The 18,772-nt window shown below is 42.2% G+C and carries 16 protein-coding genes; 13 read left to right on the plus strand and 3 right to left on the minus strand.

Annotated features, from left to right (window positions below):
• Positions 1-117: 117 nt before the first annotated feature.
• Complete coding sequence (locus G4D82_RS07895) at positions 118-1,287, minus strand: carboxypeptidase-like regulatory domain-containing protein (RefSeq protein ID WP_166336370.1); 1,170 nt, start codon at positions 1,285-1,287, stop codon at positions 118-120.
• Between the two features lie 135 nt (positions 1,288-1,422).
• Positions 1,423-1,773 carry a 4Fe-4S dicluster domain-containing protein gene (locus G4D82_RS07900; RefSeq protein WP_166336372.1) on the minus strand — a complete coding sequence of 117 codons (351 nt, stop codon included), beginning with the start codon at positions 1,771-1,773 and terminating at the stop codon, positions 1,423-1,425.
• A 131-nt stretch (positions 1,774-1,904) separates the two neighbouring features.
• On the opposite strand from G4D82_RS07900, the gene G4D82_RS07905 reads away from it, so the two are divergent.
• The 13 genes from G4D82_RS07905 to G4D82_RS07965 all read left to right on the plus strand — a co-directional run bounded on the left by G4D82_RS07905 (position 1,905) and on the right by G4D82_RS07965 (position 15,863).
• Complete coding sequence (locus G4D82_RS07905) at positions 1,905-2,963, plus strand: acyl-CoA reductase (RefSeq protein WP_166336374.1); 1,059 nt, start codon at positions 1,905-1,907, stop codon at positions 2,961-2,963.
• Between the two features lie 116 nt (positions 2,964-3,079).
• Entirely contained in the window at positions 3,080-4,156 is a 1,077-nt protein-coding gene (serC, locus tag G4D82_RS07910; protein ID WP_166336376.1) for a 3-phosphoserine/phosphohydroxythreonine transaminase, read from the plus strand.
• Between the two features lie 293 nt (positions 4,157-4,449).
• A complete protein-coding gene (locus G4D82_RS07915) occupies positions 4,450-5,412 on the plus strand; it encodes a D-2-hydroxyacid dehydrogenase (protein ID WP_166336378.1) in 963 nt (320 codons plus the stop codon).
• A 331-nt stretch (positions 5,413-5,743) separates the two neighbouring features.
• On the plus strand, positions 5,744-6,151 hold the full coding sequence (locus G4D82_RS07920; RefSeq protein WP_166336380.1) for a DUF6146 family protein: 408 nt from the start codon (positions 5,744-5,746) through the stop codon (positions 6,149-6,151).
• A gap of 38 nt (positions 6,152-6,189) precedes the next feature.
• Positions 6,190-6,519: a DUF6787 family protein gene (locus G4D82_RS07925; protein ID WP_166336382.1), complete on the plus strand. Its 330-nt coding sequence runs from the start codon at positions 6,190-6,192 to the stop codon at positions 6,517-6,519.
• A gap of 10 nt (positions 6,520-6,529) precedes the next feature.
• A complete protein-coding gene (locus tag G4D82_RS07930) occupies positions 6,530-7,192 on the plus strand; it encodes an ABC transporter ATP-binding protein (protein WP_166336384.1) in 663 nt (220 codons plus the stop codon).
• Between the two features lie 3 nt (positions 7,193-7,195).
• A complete protein-coding gene (locus tag G4D82_RS07935; protein ID WP_166336386.1) occupies positions 7,196-8,884 on the plus strand; it encodes an LIC_10190 family membrane protein in 1,689 nt (562 codons plus the stop codon).
• A 2-nt stretch (positions 8,885-8,886) separates the two neighbouring features.
• Positions 8,887-9,651 (plus strand): TIGR02757 family protein, encoded by a 765-nt coding sequence (locus G4D82_RS07940; RefSeq protein ID WP_166336388.1) that lies wholly within the window; start codon positions 8,887-8,889, stop codon positions 9,649-9,651.
• A 153-nt stretch (positions 9,652-9,804) separates the two neighbouring features.
• Positions 9,805-10,833: a serine hydrolase gene (locus tag G4D82_RS07945; RefSeq protein WP_166336390.1), complete on the plus strand. Its 1,029-nt coding sequence runs from the start codon at positions 9,805-9,807 to the stop codon at positions 10,831-10,833.
• 88 nt (positions 10,834-10,921) lie between these two features.
• Positions 10,922-12,271: a DEAD/DEAH box helicase gene (locus tag G4D82_RS07950; RefSeq protein ID WP_166336392.1), complete on the plus strand. Its 1,350-nt coding sequence runs from the start codon at positions 10,922-10,924 to the stop codon at positions 12,269-12,271.
• A 91-nt stretch (positions 12,272-12,362) separates the two neighbouring features.
• Positions 12,363-14,291, plus strand: coding sequence for a vWA domain-containing protein (locus tag G4D82_RS07955; RefSeq protein ID WP_166336394.1), 1,929 nt, complete (start codon positions 12,363-12,365; stop codon positions 14,289-14,291).
• On the plus strand, positions 14,288-15,547 hold the full coding sequence (locus G4D82_RS07960; protein WP_166336396.1) for a dihydroorotase: 1,260 nt from the start codon (positions 14,288-14,290) through the stop codon (positions 15,545-15,547). Before G4D82_RS07955 ends, G4D82_RS07960 begins: the two co-directional genes overlap by 4 nt.
• Complete coding sequence (locus G4D82_RS07965; RefSeq protein ID WP_166336398.1) at positions 15,540-15,863, plus strand: hypothetical protein; 324 nt, start codon at positions 15,540-15,542, stop codon at positions 15,861-15,863. The genes G4D82_RS07960 and G4D82_RS07965 overlap by 8 nt, the downstream gene beginning before the upstream one ends.
• A 12-nt stretch (positions 15,864-15,875) precedes the next feature.
• Here G4D82_RS07965 and G4D82_RS07970 read toward each other — a convergent pair whose 3' ends face one another.
• Positions 15,876-18,770 (minus strand): T9SS type B sorting domain-containing protein, encoded by a 2,895-nt coding sequence (locus G4D82_RS07970; RefSeq protein WP_166336400.1) that lies wholly within the window; start codon positions 18,768-18,770, stop codon positions 15,876-15,878.
• Between the last annotated feature and the right edge of the window lie 2 nt (positions 18,771-18,772).

Below are 18,772 nucleotides of genomic sequence, written 5' to 3' on the forward strand. Positions count from 1 at the left end.
TATGAAACACAGATTTCACAGATTTACACAGATTGAAATGGGCCGTTTGAAGCGTGAAAGTAATTGTTTTCAAAAAAGCCGAGCTTAGGTTATTATTTTAATGGAGCGGTCATCGCCCTAATTGTTAAGTTCCTCAAGGCTACTGATGACCTGTTGTTCTTCTTCGGTAGCCGTGAGCCCTGATTCGTTCCAGTAATCGCTCAAAATAGTATCCTTTTTATTGTAGAGCGTTTTGTCTTTGTAAACTTCGCTGTCTTTGTAGGCGTAATTTTGCGTACTGAAATTCATCGTCAGGAAATAATTGCGTACCTGAATGTCTTTGTTGCGTTCTTTACAAACTTTCTCAAAGCCGATTTCTTCCTTAGAGCCAAGCAGATAATAATTGCCGTTCTGAATCTTATAGATGGTTTTGAATTCAGATTGGTTGATATTACGCGAACCCAGACTTAGTTTGTCTTTCATTCTCGAGATTACCATCGGCGAAACTACTGAACTAACTTCGATAATGAGTTTTTTGTGCGGATCGTAAATCACCGAAAAATCGTCAAGCAAACCTTTCGCATTTTCTGTCGGAATTGCACTAATCACATATAAATCCTTATTTTTCGAATACACTTTAATCACAAATTCATATTCTCGTTTGGCTTGGGCTTCCAGCAGCGGATTGAGGTATTTGAAATTGTAATAATTCTCCATGATGTCGTTCAAATTATACCCGAGCAAATCATCAATAACATCTTCTGTAGTGAGGCTTCTAGATCGATTCTGTTCGACCAGCAACACCGCATTGATTTTTTTGGATTTGTCTAAAAGCTGGAAGTTCATCAGCCCATCGTTGTAATAGGCGTACTTGCCGTTGAGTTTGAAAAATTCGCGCGAATAGACTTTCAATCGTCCGGGAATGGTCAGCTTCTCTTTAGAATTTTCAATCAGCGATGCTAGAATTTTCTGAGGATGCTTTTTGGTGACGATGATTTCCTCGAGATCGTTTACGTTGCTTTTGAGATAAATTACCGTGGAAGCTTCTTTCAAAACCACCGAACGGATATTAACGCCAAGATATGACGAATGCCGGATTTGAATGCTGGAATTGCCGCTGAGCTCGAAAGTCACTACACCATTGGCATTGCTGAGCAAATTTTGTTTGGTTTTCAGAATAGTGACCGTAGCGTCTTCAATCGGCGCATCGGTGTCTTTGTCTTTTAAGATGATAGTTTTCTCGACCGCTTGCGCAAAGGCCAGAAGATTCAAAAACAAAAAAAACAGCAGCAGTACTTTTCGCAGCATACTATGTATTATTTTAACAATCTTGATGCAAATCTGATTAAGAAAATCGACGAACTACACGCAATATGAAAGCTAAAAGTAAAAATATAAAGGAATTTTGCAAAAAAAATCCTGAAATAAATTCAGGACTTGATATTAAGTATTGTGCAGAAAAGCCTGCCGATTGAGTAAAGTTTCTTCACTTTCTACATGGTTTTCGTCTGGAATACAACAATCTACCGGACAAACCGCAGCACATTGTGGCTCATCGTGAAAACCTTTACACTCGGTACATTTGCTCGGAACAATGTAGTAAATATCGTCGGATACCGGTGTTTGGGCAGCATCGGCATCGACTTCTGTGCCGTCGGGCAAAACAATTTTTCCGCGCAAGGCCGTTCCGTCTTTATAGCGCCAGTCGTCGGCACCTTCGTAAATTGCGGTGTTCGGGCATTCGGGTTCGCACGCGCCGCAATTGATACATTCGTCAGTAATGATTATAGCCATTTTTTTTGCATTAGGTTCTAGGCTTTCGCTTTGGTCAGCTTGCTTACTGCTTAAAGCTCATTGCTTATAGCCATTAATAGTTTATTTTTGCGGCAAAATTACAATCAAAAGTGTTCTAAAACAAGTAACGAATGTCACAAAACGAGAAAAAGAAAAGTTTTATTGAGTTGGGAAAATTCTTGAGTCAGTTTTCTGCAAAAGGTGTCGAAAGAAATGCCGCAGTACTGCACAACGATTTGTTTTTTGAGCCTTTTTTGCAATTAGTGGAAATTTCGCAATCGCATAATGGTTGGTTTACGCCCGAGCAAGTTTATTTTTCGATCCAATCTTGGGCTGAAGCCTTGACTGAAGAAAACCTAAATCAATGGCTTTCGGCTTATGATTTCTCCGAAGTAAAACCCAAAACCGTTGGGCTGATTCTTGCGGGAAATATACCGCTGGTGGGCTTTCACGATTTTCTTTCGGTTTTGATTTCGGCCCATAAAGTGCTGATTAAAACCTCATCGAATGACCAACAGTTATTGCCTTTTTTAGCTAAATACCTAATCGCTGTTGACCCGGAGTTACAAAACCACATCACTTTCACTGAAGGCAAACTCGAGCATTTCGATGCCGTAATCGCCACCGGAAGCAATAATACTGCGCGTTATTTCGAATACTATTTTAAAGACAAACCCAGCATTATCCGCAAGTCGCGCAATTCAATTGCTGTTTTGAACGGACAAGAAACCAAAGAACAATTGATTGCCTTGGGCGAAGATATTTTCCGGTATTTTGGGCTCGGTTGCCGCAACGTTTCGAAATTATTCGTCCCGAAAGATTATGATTTTACAGCTTTTTTTGAAGCGATGTTTAGGTATCAGGATGTGATTCATTATGAAAAATACGCCAACAACTACGACTACAACAAAGCGGTTTTTTTGATGAGCAATTTCAAAATCCTCGACAATGGTTTTTTGACTATTAAAGAAGATATAAGCCATGCCTCGCCAATTTCGAGCGTGTTTTACGAATATTATGGAAATCTTGACGAAGTCGAAAAACGATTAGTTGCCGATCTCGAAAACATTCAGTGTATTGTTTCAAACAATTTGGTGACTCACAGCATTCCATTTGGCACGACGCAGAAACCGAAACTTTGGGATTATGCGGACAATGTGGATACGATTGCTTTTTTAACTCAAATATAAAACCGGACTACATCGTTTTTGTTGATAAATCCCACGAATAATTTGCAAATATTGTGGATTATTACAACCCTATTCCCGAAATTTGCGGCTGAATTTTTAATTTGACCCAATTTCTAATGAAAAAGCACAATTATAGCGCAGGTCCTTGCATCTTGCCACAGGAAGTTTTCGAAAAATCAGCGGCAGCAGTTTTAGATTTTAACCAATCGGGATTATCGATTTTGGAAATCTCGCACCGCAGCAAAGATTTTGTAGCCGTGATGGAGGAAGCCCGAGCTTTGGCATTGGAACTTTTGGGACTTACCGGAAAAGGTTATCAGGCTTTGTTTCTGAGCAGTGGTGCTAGTTTAGAATTTTTGATGGTGCCTTACAACTTGATGAAAACCGGCGGAAAAGCAGCTTATCTCGACACCGGAACTTGGGCCAACAACGCCATCACCGAAGCAAAAGCCTTTGGTGAAACTGTGGTTGTGGCTTCCTCAAAAGCCGATAATTATACTTATATTCCTAAAGATTATACGATTCCGGTCGATGCGGATTATTTCCACTGCACGAGCAACAACACGATTTTCGGGACGCAGATGAAAACTTTCCCGAAGACCAACGTGCCGATGGTGTGCGATATGAGTTCGGATATTTTCTCACGCGTGATGGATTTCTCGCAATTCGATTTGATTTATGCAGGTGCTCAGAAAAATATGGGGCCAGCCGGAACTACACTCGTGGTGGTGAAAGAAGAAATCTTAGGCAAAACCGGACGCGCGATTCCAGCGATGCTCGATTACCAAAAACACATCAAGGCGGAAAGTATGTACAACACGCCAGCCGTTTTCCCTATATATGTTTCCCTGTTGACGATGCAATGGCTCAAAAACAAAGGCGGAATTGCAGCGATGGAAAAAGAGAATGAAGCCAAAGCCGCTTTACTGTACAACGAAATCGACCGCAACCCATTGTTCAGAGGAACTGTGGCCAAAGAAGACCGCAGCCCAATGAACGCTGTATTTTTGCTCGAAGACGAAAGCCACACAGCCGAATTCGACGCGATGTGGAAAGCCGCCGGAATCTCAGGAATTACCGGCCATCGTTCCGTGGGCGGATACCGCGCGTCAATGTATAACGCCCTGCCAATCGAAAGCGTGCAGGTTCTGGTAGATGTAATGAAAGAATTCGAAAAAAAACACAATTATTAATTATTAACTATTAATTATTAATTGCAAAAAAGCCCTAGCCCCGATAATTTGATATTAAGAGGAGGAAGTCCAGTGGACTTCAGGTATATCAAATTTGGTTTTGAAAACGAAATTTAAACATTTAGTAAAAAGCCCTAGCCCCGATAGTAGTGAAAAGCCCACAGCGCAGCGAGGACTTGCAACGAATAGCGGGAATAGCTTCTAATAAAAACAAATATAATTAAGCCGAAAGCGGTCGTGACGCCGAGAAAACTCAGGCACTCAGGCACTCAGGCACTCAGTAACTCAAAAAAATGAAAGTACTAGCCAACGACGGAATTTCTAAAAGCGGTATCGCCGCACTCGAACAAGGCGGATTTGAAGTAATCACGACCAAAGTGGCACAGGAACAAGTGGCCAACTATATCAACAACAACGACGTGAAAGTATTGCTGGTTCGCTCGGCGACTAAGGTTCGCAAAGACATTATTGATGCTTGCCCAGAGTTAAAAATCATTGGCCGTGGCGGTGTCGGAATGGACAACATTGATGTAGAATATGCGCGCGAGAAAGGCATCCATGTGATCAATACTCCGGCTTCTTCTTCGGAAAGCGTGGCTGAATTGGTATTTGCACATTTGTTCAGCGGCGTGCGTTTCTTGCAGGATTCTAACCGTCAGATGCCACTCGAAGGCGATTCGAATTTTGAAGGTTTGAAAAAAGCTTATGCCAACGGAATCGAATTGCGTGGCAAAACCATCGGTATTATTGGTTTTGGGCGTATCGGGCAAGCTACAGCTAAAATCGCTTTAGGTCTGGGCATGCGAGTAATTGCCGTAGATAAATATGTAGACAATGCCGAAATCCGGGTGGATTTTTACAACAACCAATTCATCAACGTGGATATCGTGACCGAGCCAATTGAGGATTTGTTTAAACATTCAGATTTTATTACGCTGCACGTTCCGGCACAGAAAGAATATGTAATTGGCGCGGAAGAAATCGCCCAAATGAAAGACGGAGTCGGAATTATCAATTGCTCGCGCGGTGGTGTGATTGATGAAGTGGCGCTGATTGACGCTTTGGATAAAAATAAAGTTTCGTTCGCCGGCTTGGATGTTTTTGAAAACGAACCCAACCCTGAAGTGAGAATCTTGATGCATCCGAAAATTTCGTTGACACCGCACATTGGAGCCGCGACTTTGGAAGCCCAAGACCGAATTGGAACGGAATTGGCGGAGCAGATTATTGGGTTGATGAAGTCGGAAAAAGTGTAGGGCAAACACGAATTGCACGAATTTTCACGAATTAAATTAGTATAGTTTAAAAGCTGGGTTAACGCCTGGCTTTTTTTGACGAACACTAATTACACGAATTTTCACGAATTGAATTTTTAAAGATTTATAGCTGGGTTTGCGCCTGGCTTTTTTAAACACGAATTACACGAATTTTCACGAATTAAACTCATGCAGAATATGAAACCGGTGTTCAGAAAAATTAGTGCTAATTCGTGTAATTCGTGTTTCCATAAAATACTCATCGTGTTAAAAGCCAAAATCTCTTTTTATAACCCGAACGCTTTGAGTAACTTTAGGCAAAGTTTTCTCGATGAAAAAAATACTGTTGGCCTTTGCTGTAATTTTCCTGATTTGTTGCTGTTCACAAACCAAGCAGCTTGCTGCAAGTCCGGATGTGGAAACGGTTCTAAAGAACGACACCATCCGCATTGCCAATGATTCTCTACAATATGAAGTAATCATCATAGAACCGGGTTTTGAAAGTTGGCTCGCTACCCAAAAACCGAGAAATTATTATTCCTTATTATATCTCGAGAACCACAACATTCGTTTCGTGACCGAATACAACAACCGCGTGGCACAGCCTTACCGATATGATCCGAACCTTTATGAAATGCGCATCGATTATTCGTCGACAATCAATTATGGTTATGAAGTGAATTATTTGTTGTATCATTATTTTATGTATTTTCAATTCCGTTACAAACAGCGATTATGAGGCAATTCTACTTTATATTTGCAGTCAATCTTTAACCTATGGCGAATTTCAGGCAGCGCTGGGAAATCCGTTCGAATTTCCAACTGGTCATTATCTTTATCGTATTTGCCATTACCGGCTCGGCTTCGGCTTGGCTTTCTAAGCCTTTCTGCACTTGGCTCGGCATTACGGCTAGCGATTTGGGTTTTTGGTATACACCGGTTCGGTTGCTGATGATTTTCCCGATTTACCAAGTACTGCTGGTGGCCATTGGGGCTATTTTTGGGCAATTCCGTTTCTTCTGGGCTTTTGAAAAAAAGATGCTGCGCGGAATGCGGTTGGGTTTTTTGTTGCCCAAGGAAAACGACAAGCCGCCTACTAATTCTTAAATTTCCCGAAATGATTTCAGCCAAAAATATTTTCAAATCATACGATCACTTACAAGTTCTGAAAGGCGTCGATTTGCACATCAAAGCCGGAGAAATTGTCTCGATTGTAGGTGCTTCTGGCGCGGGCAAAACCACTTTATTGCAGCTATTGGGCACACTCGACCGACCTACTTTAAGAGCCGATACTGAACTAGTGATTGATGGCGAAGATGTGTTGAAAATGAACGACAAAAATCTGTCGCGTTTTCGAAATTTGCATTTGGGTTTTATTTTTCAATTCCACCAACTTTTGCCCGAATTCACTGCGCTGGAAAATGTTTGCATTCCGGGGTTGATTGCCCAGAGAAGCAAATCTGAAACAGAAACCAAAGCCAAAGAAATTTTGGATTATTTGGGTTTATCCGACCGTTTCGACCACAAACCCAGCGCACTTTCCGGTGGAGAACAACAAAGAGTAGCTGTGGCGCGGGCGTTAATTAACCAACCCGCAGTGATTTTTGCCGACGAGCCTTCGGGAAACCTTGATACTGCCGCCGCCGAAAACCTGCACCAATTGTTTTTCGATCTGCGCGATAAATTCGGGCAAACCTTCGTGATCGTTACCCACAATGACAATCTCGCCCACATGGCTGATCGCAAATTAACGATGGTCGACGGGCAAATCCAACACTAACCGATGCTACTGCTGCTACTCTATTGGAGCTTTTTGGGCATTGCTTTGCTGAACGTAGGTTTCGGTTTTCAAAAAATGGTGCGGCTTAAAATACAAATGCCTTTATTGACGATGGTTCTGGGCATGTTTGCCGTCACTGTGCTGGCGAGTATTTGGGCTATCTTTTATCGGATCAATTTCGAATTCCAGCTTTTTCTTTTGGCCTTGCAAGGTTTGATTGTGGTTAGATACAAGAGCGAACTTGCTGTTGCCTACGCAAATTTGGGCAGGCAACTAAGCAGCTTGAGCAAACAACTGAAAGCCTTTCTGTTGCTGACGATACTCTTATTGTTGCTCTATGTGCAATCCAACGAAGGATTTGTAGACAATGAAACTTACTATGTTCAAACCATCAAATGGCTCAACGAATACGGTTTGGTAAAAGGTTTGGCAAACCTCCATATCTTCTTCGGACAAACTTGCGGCTGGCACATTTTGCAAAGTGCGTTCTCGTTCTCTTTTGTATCGAACCATTTCAACCAACTCAACGGATTTTGTTTCTTGCTCGGTAACGTTTTCGCCGTGTTTCAGCTCGACGAATATTTCAAAAACAACAGGTCAACACTCCTTTGGATTGGATTGTTACCTATAGCCAATGTCTTGCTTTTTGCCTACTGTGCGGTGCCCTCGGCAGGTTTGGCTTTGGTTGTTATTTCGCTGATTTTGTTTGGAATTTTCGTGAAAAATTTCAATACTTATGACTCCGGCACTTTACTGATTTCGTGGTTACTGGCAGTTTTTCTGGTGTATCTTAAAATTTCGATTTTACCTATTGTGTTGGTTCCGATAGTATACACCGTCAAGCATTTTAAAAATTCGATTCAAAATTTAGCATTGCCTTTGGTGTTGGGCATCGCGGTACTGGGTTTGTTCATCACTAAAAACTATATCTTAACGGGTTATCCATTGTATCCTTCCGTGCTTTTTAAAAATTGGTTTCAGACCGATTATACGCTTCCGGAAACCGTATATAATTTCTGGTTCAATCGTGCGAAATGTTATGATTTTTTTATTTCAAGCGAAGCGTATGCACAGTTGGGCTCAATAGGAATATTTGTAAAATGGTTGCTTTATGCTGCCGATAGTTTGATGCATGCCGGCATCGTTGTATTAGTGTTGATTTTACCTTTTTTTATAATGCGCTATTGCAATCAAAAAGCCTATTGGATGCTCTATATGGTGTTGGGTTTGCAGTTGGGTTATATGGCGGTTACCTCGCCGCAATTCCGGTTCATCATTCCGTTTGCTTTGTTTTTCACATTGCTTTTACTGTCGATTGTAGTTCAAAGTAAAAATCTAATCTACAAAGTTCTTTGGAGCACCTGGATTTTGGCTTTTTTGCTGTGGTTTTCCCCGATTCAAATGAGAACGCGACACGAGAAATTAGTCGGATTTTCGGAAGGTTTCTCAATTCAAAAACTAGCTTTGCCTAACGAAAATTCGAGCCTTAAAACAAATTACTCACTACAAGAATGGGGCAACCTGCGGTACTTTTCGCCCGATGCTACGGTTTTCATTTGGGCAAACGGCGATGGCGCACTGCCCTGCGTGAACAAGAAACAATTGCAATACCTCAACGAGAAATTGCATTACGTTCCGCAGTTGCGCACTGGTGAACTCAAGGACGGATTTTACAGCCAAAAAACCAACTAGCCATGAACCCTGCGGAATTACATTCTTTTTTAGAGGAAAAAGTCGATTTGTATAATCACCCGAATTTCATCGAAACCGATCCCATTCAGATTCCGCATTTGTTCACGTCAAAAGAAGACATTGAAATCGCCGGTTTTTTAACTGCCACCATTGCTTGGGGCAACCGCAAAATGATTATTCAAAACGCCAAGAAAATGATGGCGCTTATGGGCAATGCGCCGCACGATTTTGTGATGTCGCATTCGCCTTCAGATTTGGAAAAACCTTCAGGATTTGTACATCGTACCTTCAATAGCGACGATTTCTCGACCTTTATCCGAGCCTTGCAACATATCTACAAAAACCATCATGGCTTGGAAAATGTTTTTGCCCAACACCAAGACGAACATTACTTGCAAACCAGCATTCACAAATTTAAAAAAGTGTTTTTTGAAATCAGCCACCAGCCGCGCACCCAAAAACACCTGTCTGACCCGATGAACCAATCGGCCGCCAAACGCATCAATATGTTCTTGCGTTGGATGGTACGCCACGACAACAAAGGCGTAGACCTTGGCATTTGGAAAAACATCAACCCTTCCAAGCTATCGTGTCCGCTCGATGTACATTCAGGCAATGTTGCCCGAAAATTAGGATTGCTCACCAGAAAACAAAACGATGCTAAAGCACTGGCCGAACTAGATAGCCAACTTCGTTTGCTCGACAAGAAAGACCCTGTAAAATATGATTTTGCCTTATTTGGCTTAGGCGCATTTGAAGGTTTTTAAAATCATTAAAGCGGCGATTTACTTACTTGAAAAACCTCAGGAACTTTTTAGGGTAAAGTAAATGTTAATTGTTTAAAAGAGTGGTGCTTTTTATTAAAACATCTCTTAAATTCGCAGCGCCTTTATAGAATTTATTAAAAATCTTAACTTACAATGAATATTCTTAACAGTAAAAAATCGTTGGGCATCTTGATTTTTTCAATGATAGCTACCAACTGCATCACTTACTATTACACGACCAAAAAGAACGCTACAGACACCGAACAAACTGAAAATGCAGCTACAGCTACAAGTGATGGTTGTATGTATGACATCAAACGAATGGATGGGTTCGATTTTATTAAACCGATTTTGTTTGTAGACCAGAAATGCGAAGCGAGCAATCTGAATTCGTTGAAACAGCAAGTAGGTGAAGTTGTCGAGAATTACAAAAAGGTTGGTGCGCTTAATTCGGCCTCTGTATATATTAAGGAGTACAACACCAATGGCTGGACCGGAATTAATACAGACGAAAAGTTCATGCCCGGTTCGCTAATGAAAGTACCCGAGCTGATTACCATCTTAAAAATGGAAGAACTGCATCCGGGTTTTTTAAACAAAGAATTACTGCACAATAAAAATTATGTTGCCGACAAACACCCGAACTACGAATCCAAATCGATTGTGCTCGGACAGCGTTATACGGTTCGTGAATTGTTGAAATACATGATTGCCTATTCAGACAACAACGCTACGGCATTGCTTTTTGAAAACATGGATACCAATCTGTTCAAAAAAGTGTTCACCGATCTTGGATTGCCTAGCCCGGATATCAAATCGAGCAATTACCCTATATCAGCAAAAGAATATTCCTATTTTATGCGAGCGCTTTACAACGGCTCTTACCTGAGCAATAAAAACTCTGAGCTGGCTACCGAAATACTCGGACAGTGCAACTTCAACCAAGGGATCGTGTCAAGTTTGCCCAAAAACACCAAAGTATCGCACAAATTTGGCGAATCAGGAAATTTGAGCGAACAACAACTGAGCGAATCGGCGATTGTTTATCTAGACAACAACCCATACGTAATTACCGTGATGACTCGCGGTAAAGATTTCAAACAGTTACCGGCGGTGCTCAAAGAAATCTCGGCGGTAACTTATCAATATTTTTCGCAAAACACTTCCAGCGACGGCATCTGATAAACCGCAAAACCTTGCACGGTTGCAGCCATAAAAAATGTACCTTTGCCCACCAATTGGCTAAAAACTGGCCTACATATTTAAAGCAATGAGTACTTTCGAATCGTTTAGTTTGCCCAAATCGGTGCAAAAAGCTTTGGATGAGCTAGGTTTTACAACGCCAACGCCCATTCAGCAAAAGTCGTTTCCTGTGATTTTATCGGGCCGCGACATGATGGGAATTGCCCAAACCGGAACCGGAAAAACCTTAGCCTATTTGTTGCCTTTACTTAAGCTTTACAAGTTTACGCCGACGCACACCCCAAAAATTGTGATTCTCGTTCCCACGCGCGAATTGGTGGTTCAAGTGGTGGAAGAAGTTGAAAAACTCACCAAGTATATGTCGGTGCGCGCTCTCGGGATTTACGGCGGAGTGAATATCAATACCCAAAAAACTTCGGTGTATCAAGGCATCGATATTTTGGTAGGAACTCCGGGCCGAGTCATGGATTTGGCTTTAGACAATGTACTTCGGTTCGATGAAACTTCAAAGCTTGTCATTGACGAATTCGACGAAATGCTCAACTTGGGTTTCCGCTCGCAACTCACTTCGATTCTGGCGATGATGAAACCCAAACGTCAGAACATTTTATTCTCGGCTACGATGACCGATGAAGTCGATGCGTTGCTCAACGATTATTTCGATTTTCCGCAGGAAGTGAGCCTCGCCGCCTCGGGAACGCCGCTGGAGAATATCGCTCAAAAAATTTACGCCGTACCTAATTTCCACACGAAAGTCAACTTGCTCAAAAATTTGTTGCAAACCGATGCTGCGATGAGTCGCGTACTGATTTTTGTGAACAATAAGAAAATTGCCGATTTGCTTCACGAACAATTGGAAACCGACTTTGAAGGCGAATTTGGTGTCATCCATTCGAACAAATCGCAGAATTACAGGTTGAACACGATGGCAACTTTTCAAGAAGGTCATTTGCGAGGCATTATTACCACCGATATCATGGCCCGCGGACTCGACATTTCAGATATTACACACGTTGTGAATTTTGAGATGCCCGAATTTCCTGAGTTGTATATGCACCGCATTGGTAGAACCGGTCGTGCCGATGCCAACGGAACGGCGCTTAGTTTTTATTCGCCGCGTGAAGAAGAAGCCAAACTCGAAGCCGAAGTGTTGATGAATCTCGAAATCGAAACAGTCGCTATTCCGGAAAACGTGCCGATTTCAACCCAACTCATCGGTCCGGAAAAAGAAAGGCAACCGGTAAAATTCCTGCTCAAGAAACCGAAACTCGAGGGCCAAGGCGCTTTTCATGAAAAAGCAAAAAAGAACCAAAAAGTCAATCTCGGCGGGCCTTCTAAAACCAAGAAAAAAACGTCAGGTTCGGTGAATCGGAACATGTTAAAATCGCGCGACAAGAAACGAAAAGACAAGAAATAATTCTGCTCAAGCAATGGATATCTCGCAATTGATTGCTATTTTTGACCACCGCGAAACGCACACCGAACGCCGCTAAAACCATCTTTTCAAAATGCAATTCAAACATCCGGAAATTCTTTACTTTCTGTTTTTATTGATTGTTCCGATATTGGTGCATTTGTTTCAGTTGCGGCGCTTCAAAAAAGAATACTTCACCAACGTTCGGTTTTTGAAAGAAATTTCGATTGAAACCAGAAAAAGCTCCAAAATCAAGAAATGGTTGTTGCTCGCCACACGTTTGCTATTGTTGGCTTGTTTGATTTTCGCGTTCGCCCAACCCTATTTTTTATCCAAAGACAGTAAAAACAGCCAGAACGACCTTTATTTGGTGCTCGACAATTCGTTCAGTATGCAAGCCAAAGGAAAAAAAGGCCCGTTGTTGCAAAGAGCTATCGAAGACATACTCGAACATTTGCCCGAGAACCAAACCTTTTCGTTGCTTACCAACAACGAAGCCTTCTGGAATACCGATATCAAATCGATTCGCAAAGAGTTGCAGCAACTTAAGTTCAGTGCGCAACCATTCGAACTCGAAAGTGCGATGGCGAAAATCAAATCGCACCAAATGGCCCACCATAAAGATGTCGTTATTATTACCGACGCTATGGGTTTGCAGCCCAAACAACTCAGAAGTATCGATGCGAATTGGAACACGGTTTTCATCACACCGGAAGCCGAACAAAAAAACAACGTTTCTATTGACAGCGTGTTTATCGAACAAACCTTAGATGAATTCTACGAAATTGGAGTGAAATTGCGCGCTTATGGCTCGGAAAACAAAAATCTTCCGATTGCGCTGTACAACCAAGAAAAGCTGATTGCCAAAACGATTATCAATTGGGAAGGTGCTGAAAAAATCATGAATTTTACGATTCCGAAAGCGGATTTCCATGGCTATGTGACCATTACCGACAATAGCTTGGCTTATGACAATACCTTTTATTTTAGTATTTCAAAACCTCAGAAAATTAATGTATTGAGTGTCGGAGATTCGGATAAAAGCGGTTTTCTCTCGCGGATTTATACTTCGGATGAATTCAACTACAGCAACTTCAACCTCAGCGGCCTGGATTACAACAGCCTTGAAAAACAAGACGCGATTGTGCTAAACGAATTGCCCGAGGTGCCGCAAGCGCTGCAAACCACTTTGAAAGCTTTTGCGGAAAAAGGCGGCAACGTGATTTTTATTCCGTCGGCACAAAGTAGTGTGGCTAACAGCAACAGTTTCTTGGCGAATTTCGGCAAATTACAACTGACGAATTTACAGGCATCCGAAAAACTAATTACCAAGATTTCGTTCAACAATCCGGTGTTTAAATCGGTTTTTGAGAAACAAGTGGCGAATTTCCAGTATCCGAAAACGCAAAGCAATTTTGGCATCAACACCAATAATCCGGCGATTTTGAGTTATCAAGACCAAAGTATTTTTCTTACGGCGATGCCCCAACCGCTATCGTCAGTTTATGTTTTTGCTGCCGCAATTAACAAGCAAAATTCGAACTTTCAAAACTCGCCACTGATTGTCCCGACGTTCTACAACATGGCGCAAAGCATACAGAAAACTGGCATTTCGGCTAATAATATTGGGGAAAATAATCCAATCATGATCGATGCGCTGTTGGGCAAAGACGAAATTTTGAGTATCCGAAACAAAGACGAGCAATTTATTCCGGTGCAGCAAATCCTGAGCAATAAAGTCAAACTGAATTGCGCCGATTATCCCGAACAAGCCGGAAATTTCAAGGTATACAAACAAGACGAGCCGCTCGAAAACGTGAGCTTCAACTATAACCGAACCGAAAGCAATCTCGAAGTTGACCCATCAAGCGTACTGGCAGACTTTACCGTCAAACCATCGATTGAAAACTTTTTCGACACCTTACAAACTGACCGCCGCGACCGCCAGCTTTGGAAATGGTTTGTTATTTTTGCCTTATTGTTTTTGGCCCTCGAAGTACTCATTCAAAAATTAGTCAAATGAACCTAATTCTCAGAGCAGCAAAGATCATCGACGAGAGTAGTCCGTTTCACCTTCAAACCGTTGACTTGCGCATTGAGCACGGAATGATTCAGAAAATCGGCCATCAAATTCCCAATCCAGAGCAGTTTCGTGAAATTGAATTAGACAACCTGCACCTTTCTTCAGGTTGGTTTGATTCGAGCGTTTCTTTGGGCGAACCGGGTTATGAAGACCGAGAAACAATTGCCAACGGATTGCGCGTTGCAGCCTGTAGCGGATTTACCGGAATTGCCTTACAACCCAATACATTTCCGATTGTTGACAACCAATCCCAAGTGCGGTTTGTAAAATCAAAATCGGATACCACAGCGACAGAAATTTTCCCGATTGGTGCATTGACTAAGGAAAGTGAAGGAAAAGACCTCGCGGAAATTTATGATATGAAAAAAGCCGGAGCGGTAGCTTTCGGAGATTACAACAAAAACATAGACAACGCGAACCTGCTTAAAATTGCTTTGCAGTATGCCCAAGATTTCGACGCCTTGGTGATTGCTTTTTCTCAAGACAACGATGTCAAAGGAAAAGGCGTGGTAAACGAAGGCGTGTCTGCTACTCGATTGGGTTTAAAAGGAATTCCTTCCTTGGCAGAGGAATTGCAAATCGCCCGAAATTTATTTCTGCTGGAATACACCGGAGGAAAATTGCACATCCCGACGATTTCTTCAGCTAAATCTGTGGCGCTGATTAAAGAAGCAAAAGCAAAAGGTTTGCAGGTAGCATGTAGTGTCACAGTACATCATTTGGTGCTTACCGACGAGACATTGGCCGGATTTGACACCCGATTTAAAGTCGCGCCGCCGTTGCGCACAGAAACAGACAGAAAGGCTTTAATTGACAGCGTTCTTGACGGAACAATTGACATGATTACCTCAGACCACAACCCGATTGACATCGAACACAAAAAAATGGAATTTGACCTAGCCAAAAATGGAACTATTGGACTCGAAAGTGCGTTTGGAGCTTTGTTGACGGTGCTTCCGCTAGAAGTTGTGGTGAAGAAACTAACTGCCGGACGAACTATCTTCGGTCAGGAAAAAGTAGTAATACAAGAAGGAAATCAGGCCAACATTTCACTTTTTAATCCCGAAGCCAGTGGCCATTTTAGCTTGAATAATATCTTTTCAAAATCAAAAAATGCCGCACTTTTAGATCATGCAACCCAAGGAAAAGTGTACGGCATTTACAACCGTGGAAAATTAGTTTTAAACGATGAATAATACAGTCAGCGAAGGAAAAACCGCAGCCATTACGAGCTACATTTTAATTATTGGCGTATTGATTGCCATTTCAATGAACTCCGAAACCAAAAATCCGTTTGCTTCATTTCATATTCGGCAAGCACTTGGGCTTACCGTTACTTTCCTTTCTTTGGGATTAATTGTGAGCAATTTTGACAGTCTGATGATTTCGGCGGCCATGTGGGTTTTCGTTTCCGTTTTATGGACTTACGGTTTCATCACAGCAATTAAAGGCGAAACCAAACCGCTTCCCTTGCTTGGAGATTGGTTTCAGAAAGTATTTCAGTTTATCTAATCAGCGCGGGGTTTAATGCTCGTTGTTGATGTAAATCCAGCCGGTTTTCGCGGCACCATCTTCAAAATCAATCACATAATAATAAGTAGCATCGGGCAAAATGCCATTGTCGTCTGACTGTCCGTGCCACTGGTCTTTGTAGCCGTTCTTGCTATAAACCTTGGTGCCGTATCGGTTATAAATACTGAGCTTTGCCACATCGAGATAGCGCAAATCAAAAAACTCATTCAGACCATCGTTGTTCGGAGAAATACCTTTCTGGATGCTGCAATAAATGCTTTCTACCGCGATAGATTTTGTCTTGGGGCAACCATCGGCCGAAGTGACGGTTATCGAAAATTCAAGCGGTAAAACTTCGGTCACTGAGGTACTTTTTATATACGAAGACACGTCGAAAACCGATGCATTACCAACACTAAGGTTGTTCATCTGCCAATCAAATTGTGCCGTTTGGATATCAAACCCATCAAAATTAGAATAGGCTTCGAGCATTAAATTTCCGCTTTGGCAATATTTGGTAAGCGCGAAATCGAAGTCGTCAAAAACCGCTACTTGCTTCGAGGTACCAAAGGCACATTCTTGCGGATTGGGCGTAAATAAATAAACCTTGGTTTGCGTATTACTGAAAGCCGGTGACCAAGTTCCCGAGATTCCATTATTGGAAATTGTGGGCAAACTGAAAGTGGTATCGCCAAAACAAATCGGCGGTATGTTGGTAAAATCAGGAGTTGCTTTTAAGTTCACATTAACAGTCATCTGAACCGGAATCGCGCACAAATCGGAAGTTGGTGAAAAAGTATAAGTTGTGGCTTGTGCATTGTTCGTCGCTGGCGACCAAACTCCAGTGATTCCATTAGTTGAGATAGTAGGAAGTAATAGCGGGCTGCCTTCGCAAATCGGGGCAATCGGAACAAAAACCGGTGTTGGTGTCGGTTTGACTACCACTTGCGTAGTGACCAAATCAATACACGAACCTTCGGTGGGCGTGAACGAATAAGTAGTGGTTTGCTGGTTGTTGAATGCCGGCGACCAAGTACCGTTGATACCATTCAGTGAAGTCGTAGGCAAAGGGCTTTGTGAAATGCCCGCACAAACCGGCGCAATCGGGTTAAAGGAAGGTACCGTGGTGGACGGAACATTAATGGTCATGGTAGCCGTTGTGATGCAGCTTCCTTGAACACTCGGCGTAAAAGTATAAGTGGTTGTTAGCTGGTTGTTGACCGGCGGAGACCAAGTTCCGGTAATTCCATTGTTTGACGTAGTAGGCAACGGGTCTAAAGTGGCGCCCGAACAAATCGGTGGCACTTGAGTAAAGGTAGGTGTAACATTGTTACTGATGCCGATGGTTGCTTGCATCGATAGAAAGTTTGAACAATCGCCGGTGCCGCCCAAAATAAAACTCAAATTGATATTCTGATTGACGATTGCGGCAGGAACCGTTACGTTTACTGAGCCATTAGCGCCAATAGATACCGTTTGTGAAGCAGCACCATTGAGCGAATAAGTTACAATATCGCCAGGTGTTCCGCTGATAGTGAAAATGGCGTCGGTACCCGAGCAAATCGTCGGACTGTTGGTGGTTAAGGTCGGTTGTTCGCATAAAGTTCCGCAGACCGCTACAATGGGCGGCGTAATGAAATCGAAAGATTGTTGTAGCATGTCTGCTGAACTACCATCGCCCATTGAACCATCAATCCTATGCCCTACGTAGCCATAACGAACGCTACCCAATTTAACTACAGCGGTAGAATGCCCTCCAGATTCGGCATGAGTAATAACATCTGTGCTTTGTATTCCGCTTGGGAAGTCAAAATGATTAATTCCGTTTTGCCGTCCTATCATATAATAACTATTCGATCCAGCTGTGTATAAAAGGCCACCCGTTTTAATCACCGCAATGCTTGGATAATTGACATCATGCTCATTAGCTGAAATCCAAACAGCATCTGTCATTACTGAGTTGTCCGGATTTTTCGCATTCACCCAAACAGTTCTCTCTGTAGTTGTCCGATCCCCCAACTGTCCTAAATCATTATTACCCAAAGAATATATTTTTTTATTTGTTCCTAAAACGTAATATGACCCATTGGTTGATTGTATCATTTTTACAGCGGGAATATCTGGAGGCAAAGTCATTTGGGTAGCATAGTTTCTAGTAGTCGAATTAGAGCCATCTCCTAAGTAGGTAAAATGCCCCCAAGTCCACAGAGTACCATCGGACTTTAAAGCAAAACCTACATTAGTATTTCCGCGGGCGACAATGACGCCGGACAATGGCGTGGTTGGGTCTTGCATTACTTTGTACCATCGTGTTTCAAGCCCAGAAATATTTCCATTTCCACGGATAGCATTATTATCAATCGAGAGTACATAAACTTCACCTATACAAGTAGTCAAGATGATGGTAAAAGTCGTCACAAACAACATTTTGATTTGGTCCGTACTAACACCGATAGGCAAACCGTCTGCCTTTCCGTCAACTGTTATCCTATTGAAACTTGAACTGTTTGTAATGGCATTACTGATAACTGCACCTTCATAACCACCCACAAACAGTCCGTCTGATGTAAGTACCACAATTTGGGAGACTCCACCCCAAGAACCAAGAGCAATTTTATATATTGTTCCTGTGAGCGTCGTATAATTTGTTGTATTAATCAACATTGGAGATAAAGCTGGTGAAGAACCGTTTTCTCTCATATTCGCGCCCCAAGTTCTCCATTGCGAATTGGGCTCTTTGATATAAGTAGAATGATAGCCCGAACCAATATTATCGTAAGCGATGTTGGCCGCGTCATCGTTGGAATAAAGCCCAGTGTTTCCGTTGCAAAACTCCGAACCTCCGCATTGTGCTGAAACCGACATTGAAACGACAACTAAAAATATAAGTGAAAATAAGGCGCGCATGG

Origin of the sequence: Flavobacterium lotistagni, assembly GCF_011392125.1 — a bacterium.
Lineage (GTDB): Bacteria > Bacteroidota > Bacteroidia > Flavobacteriales > Flavobacteriaceae > Flavobacterium > Flavobacterium lotistagni.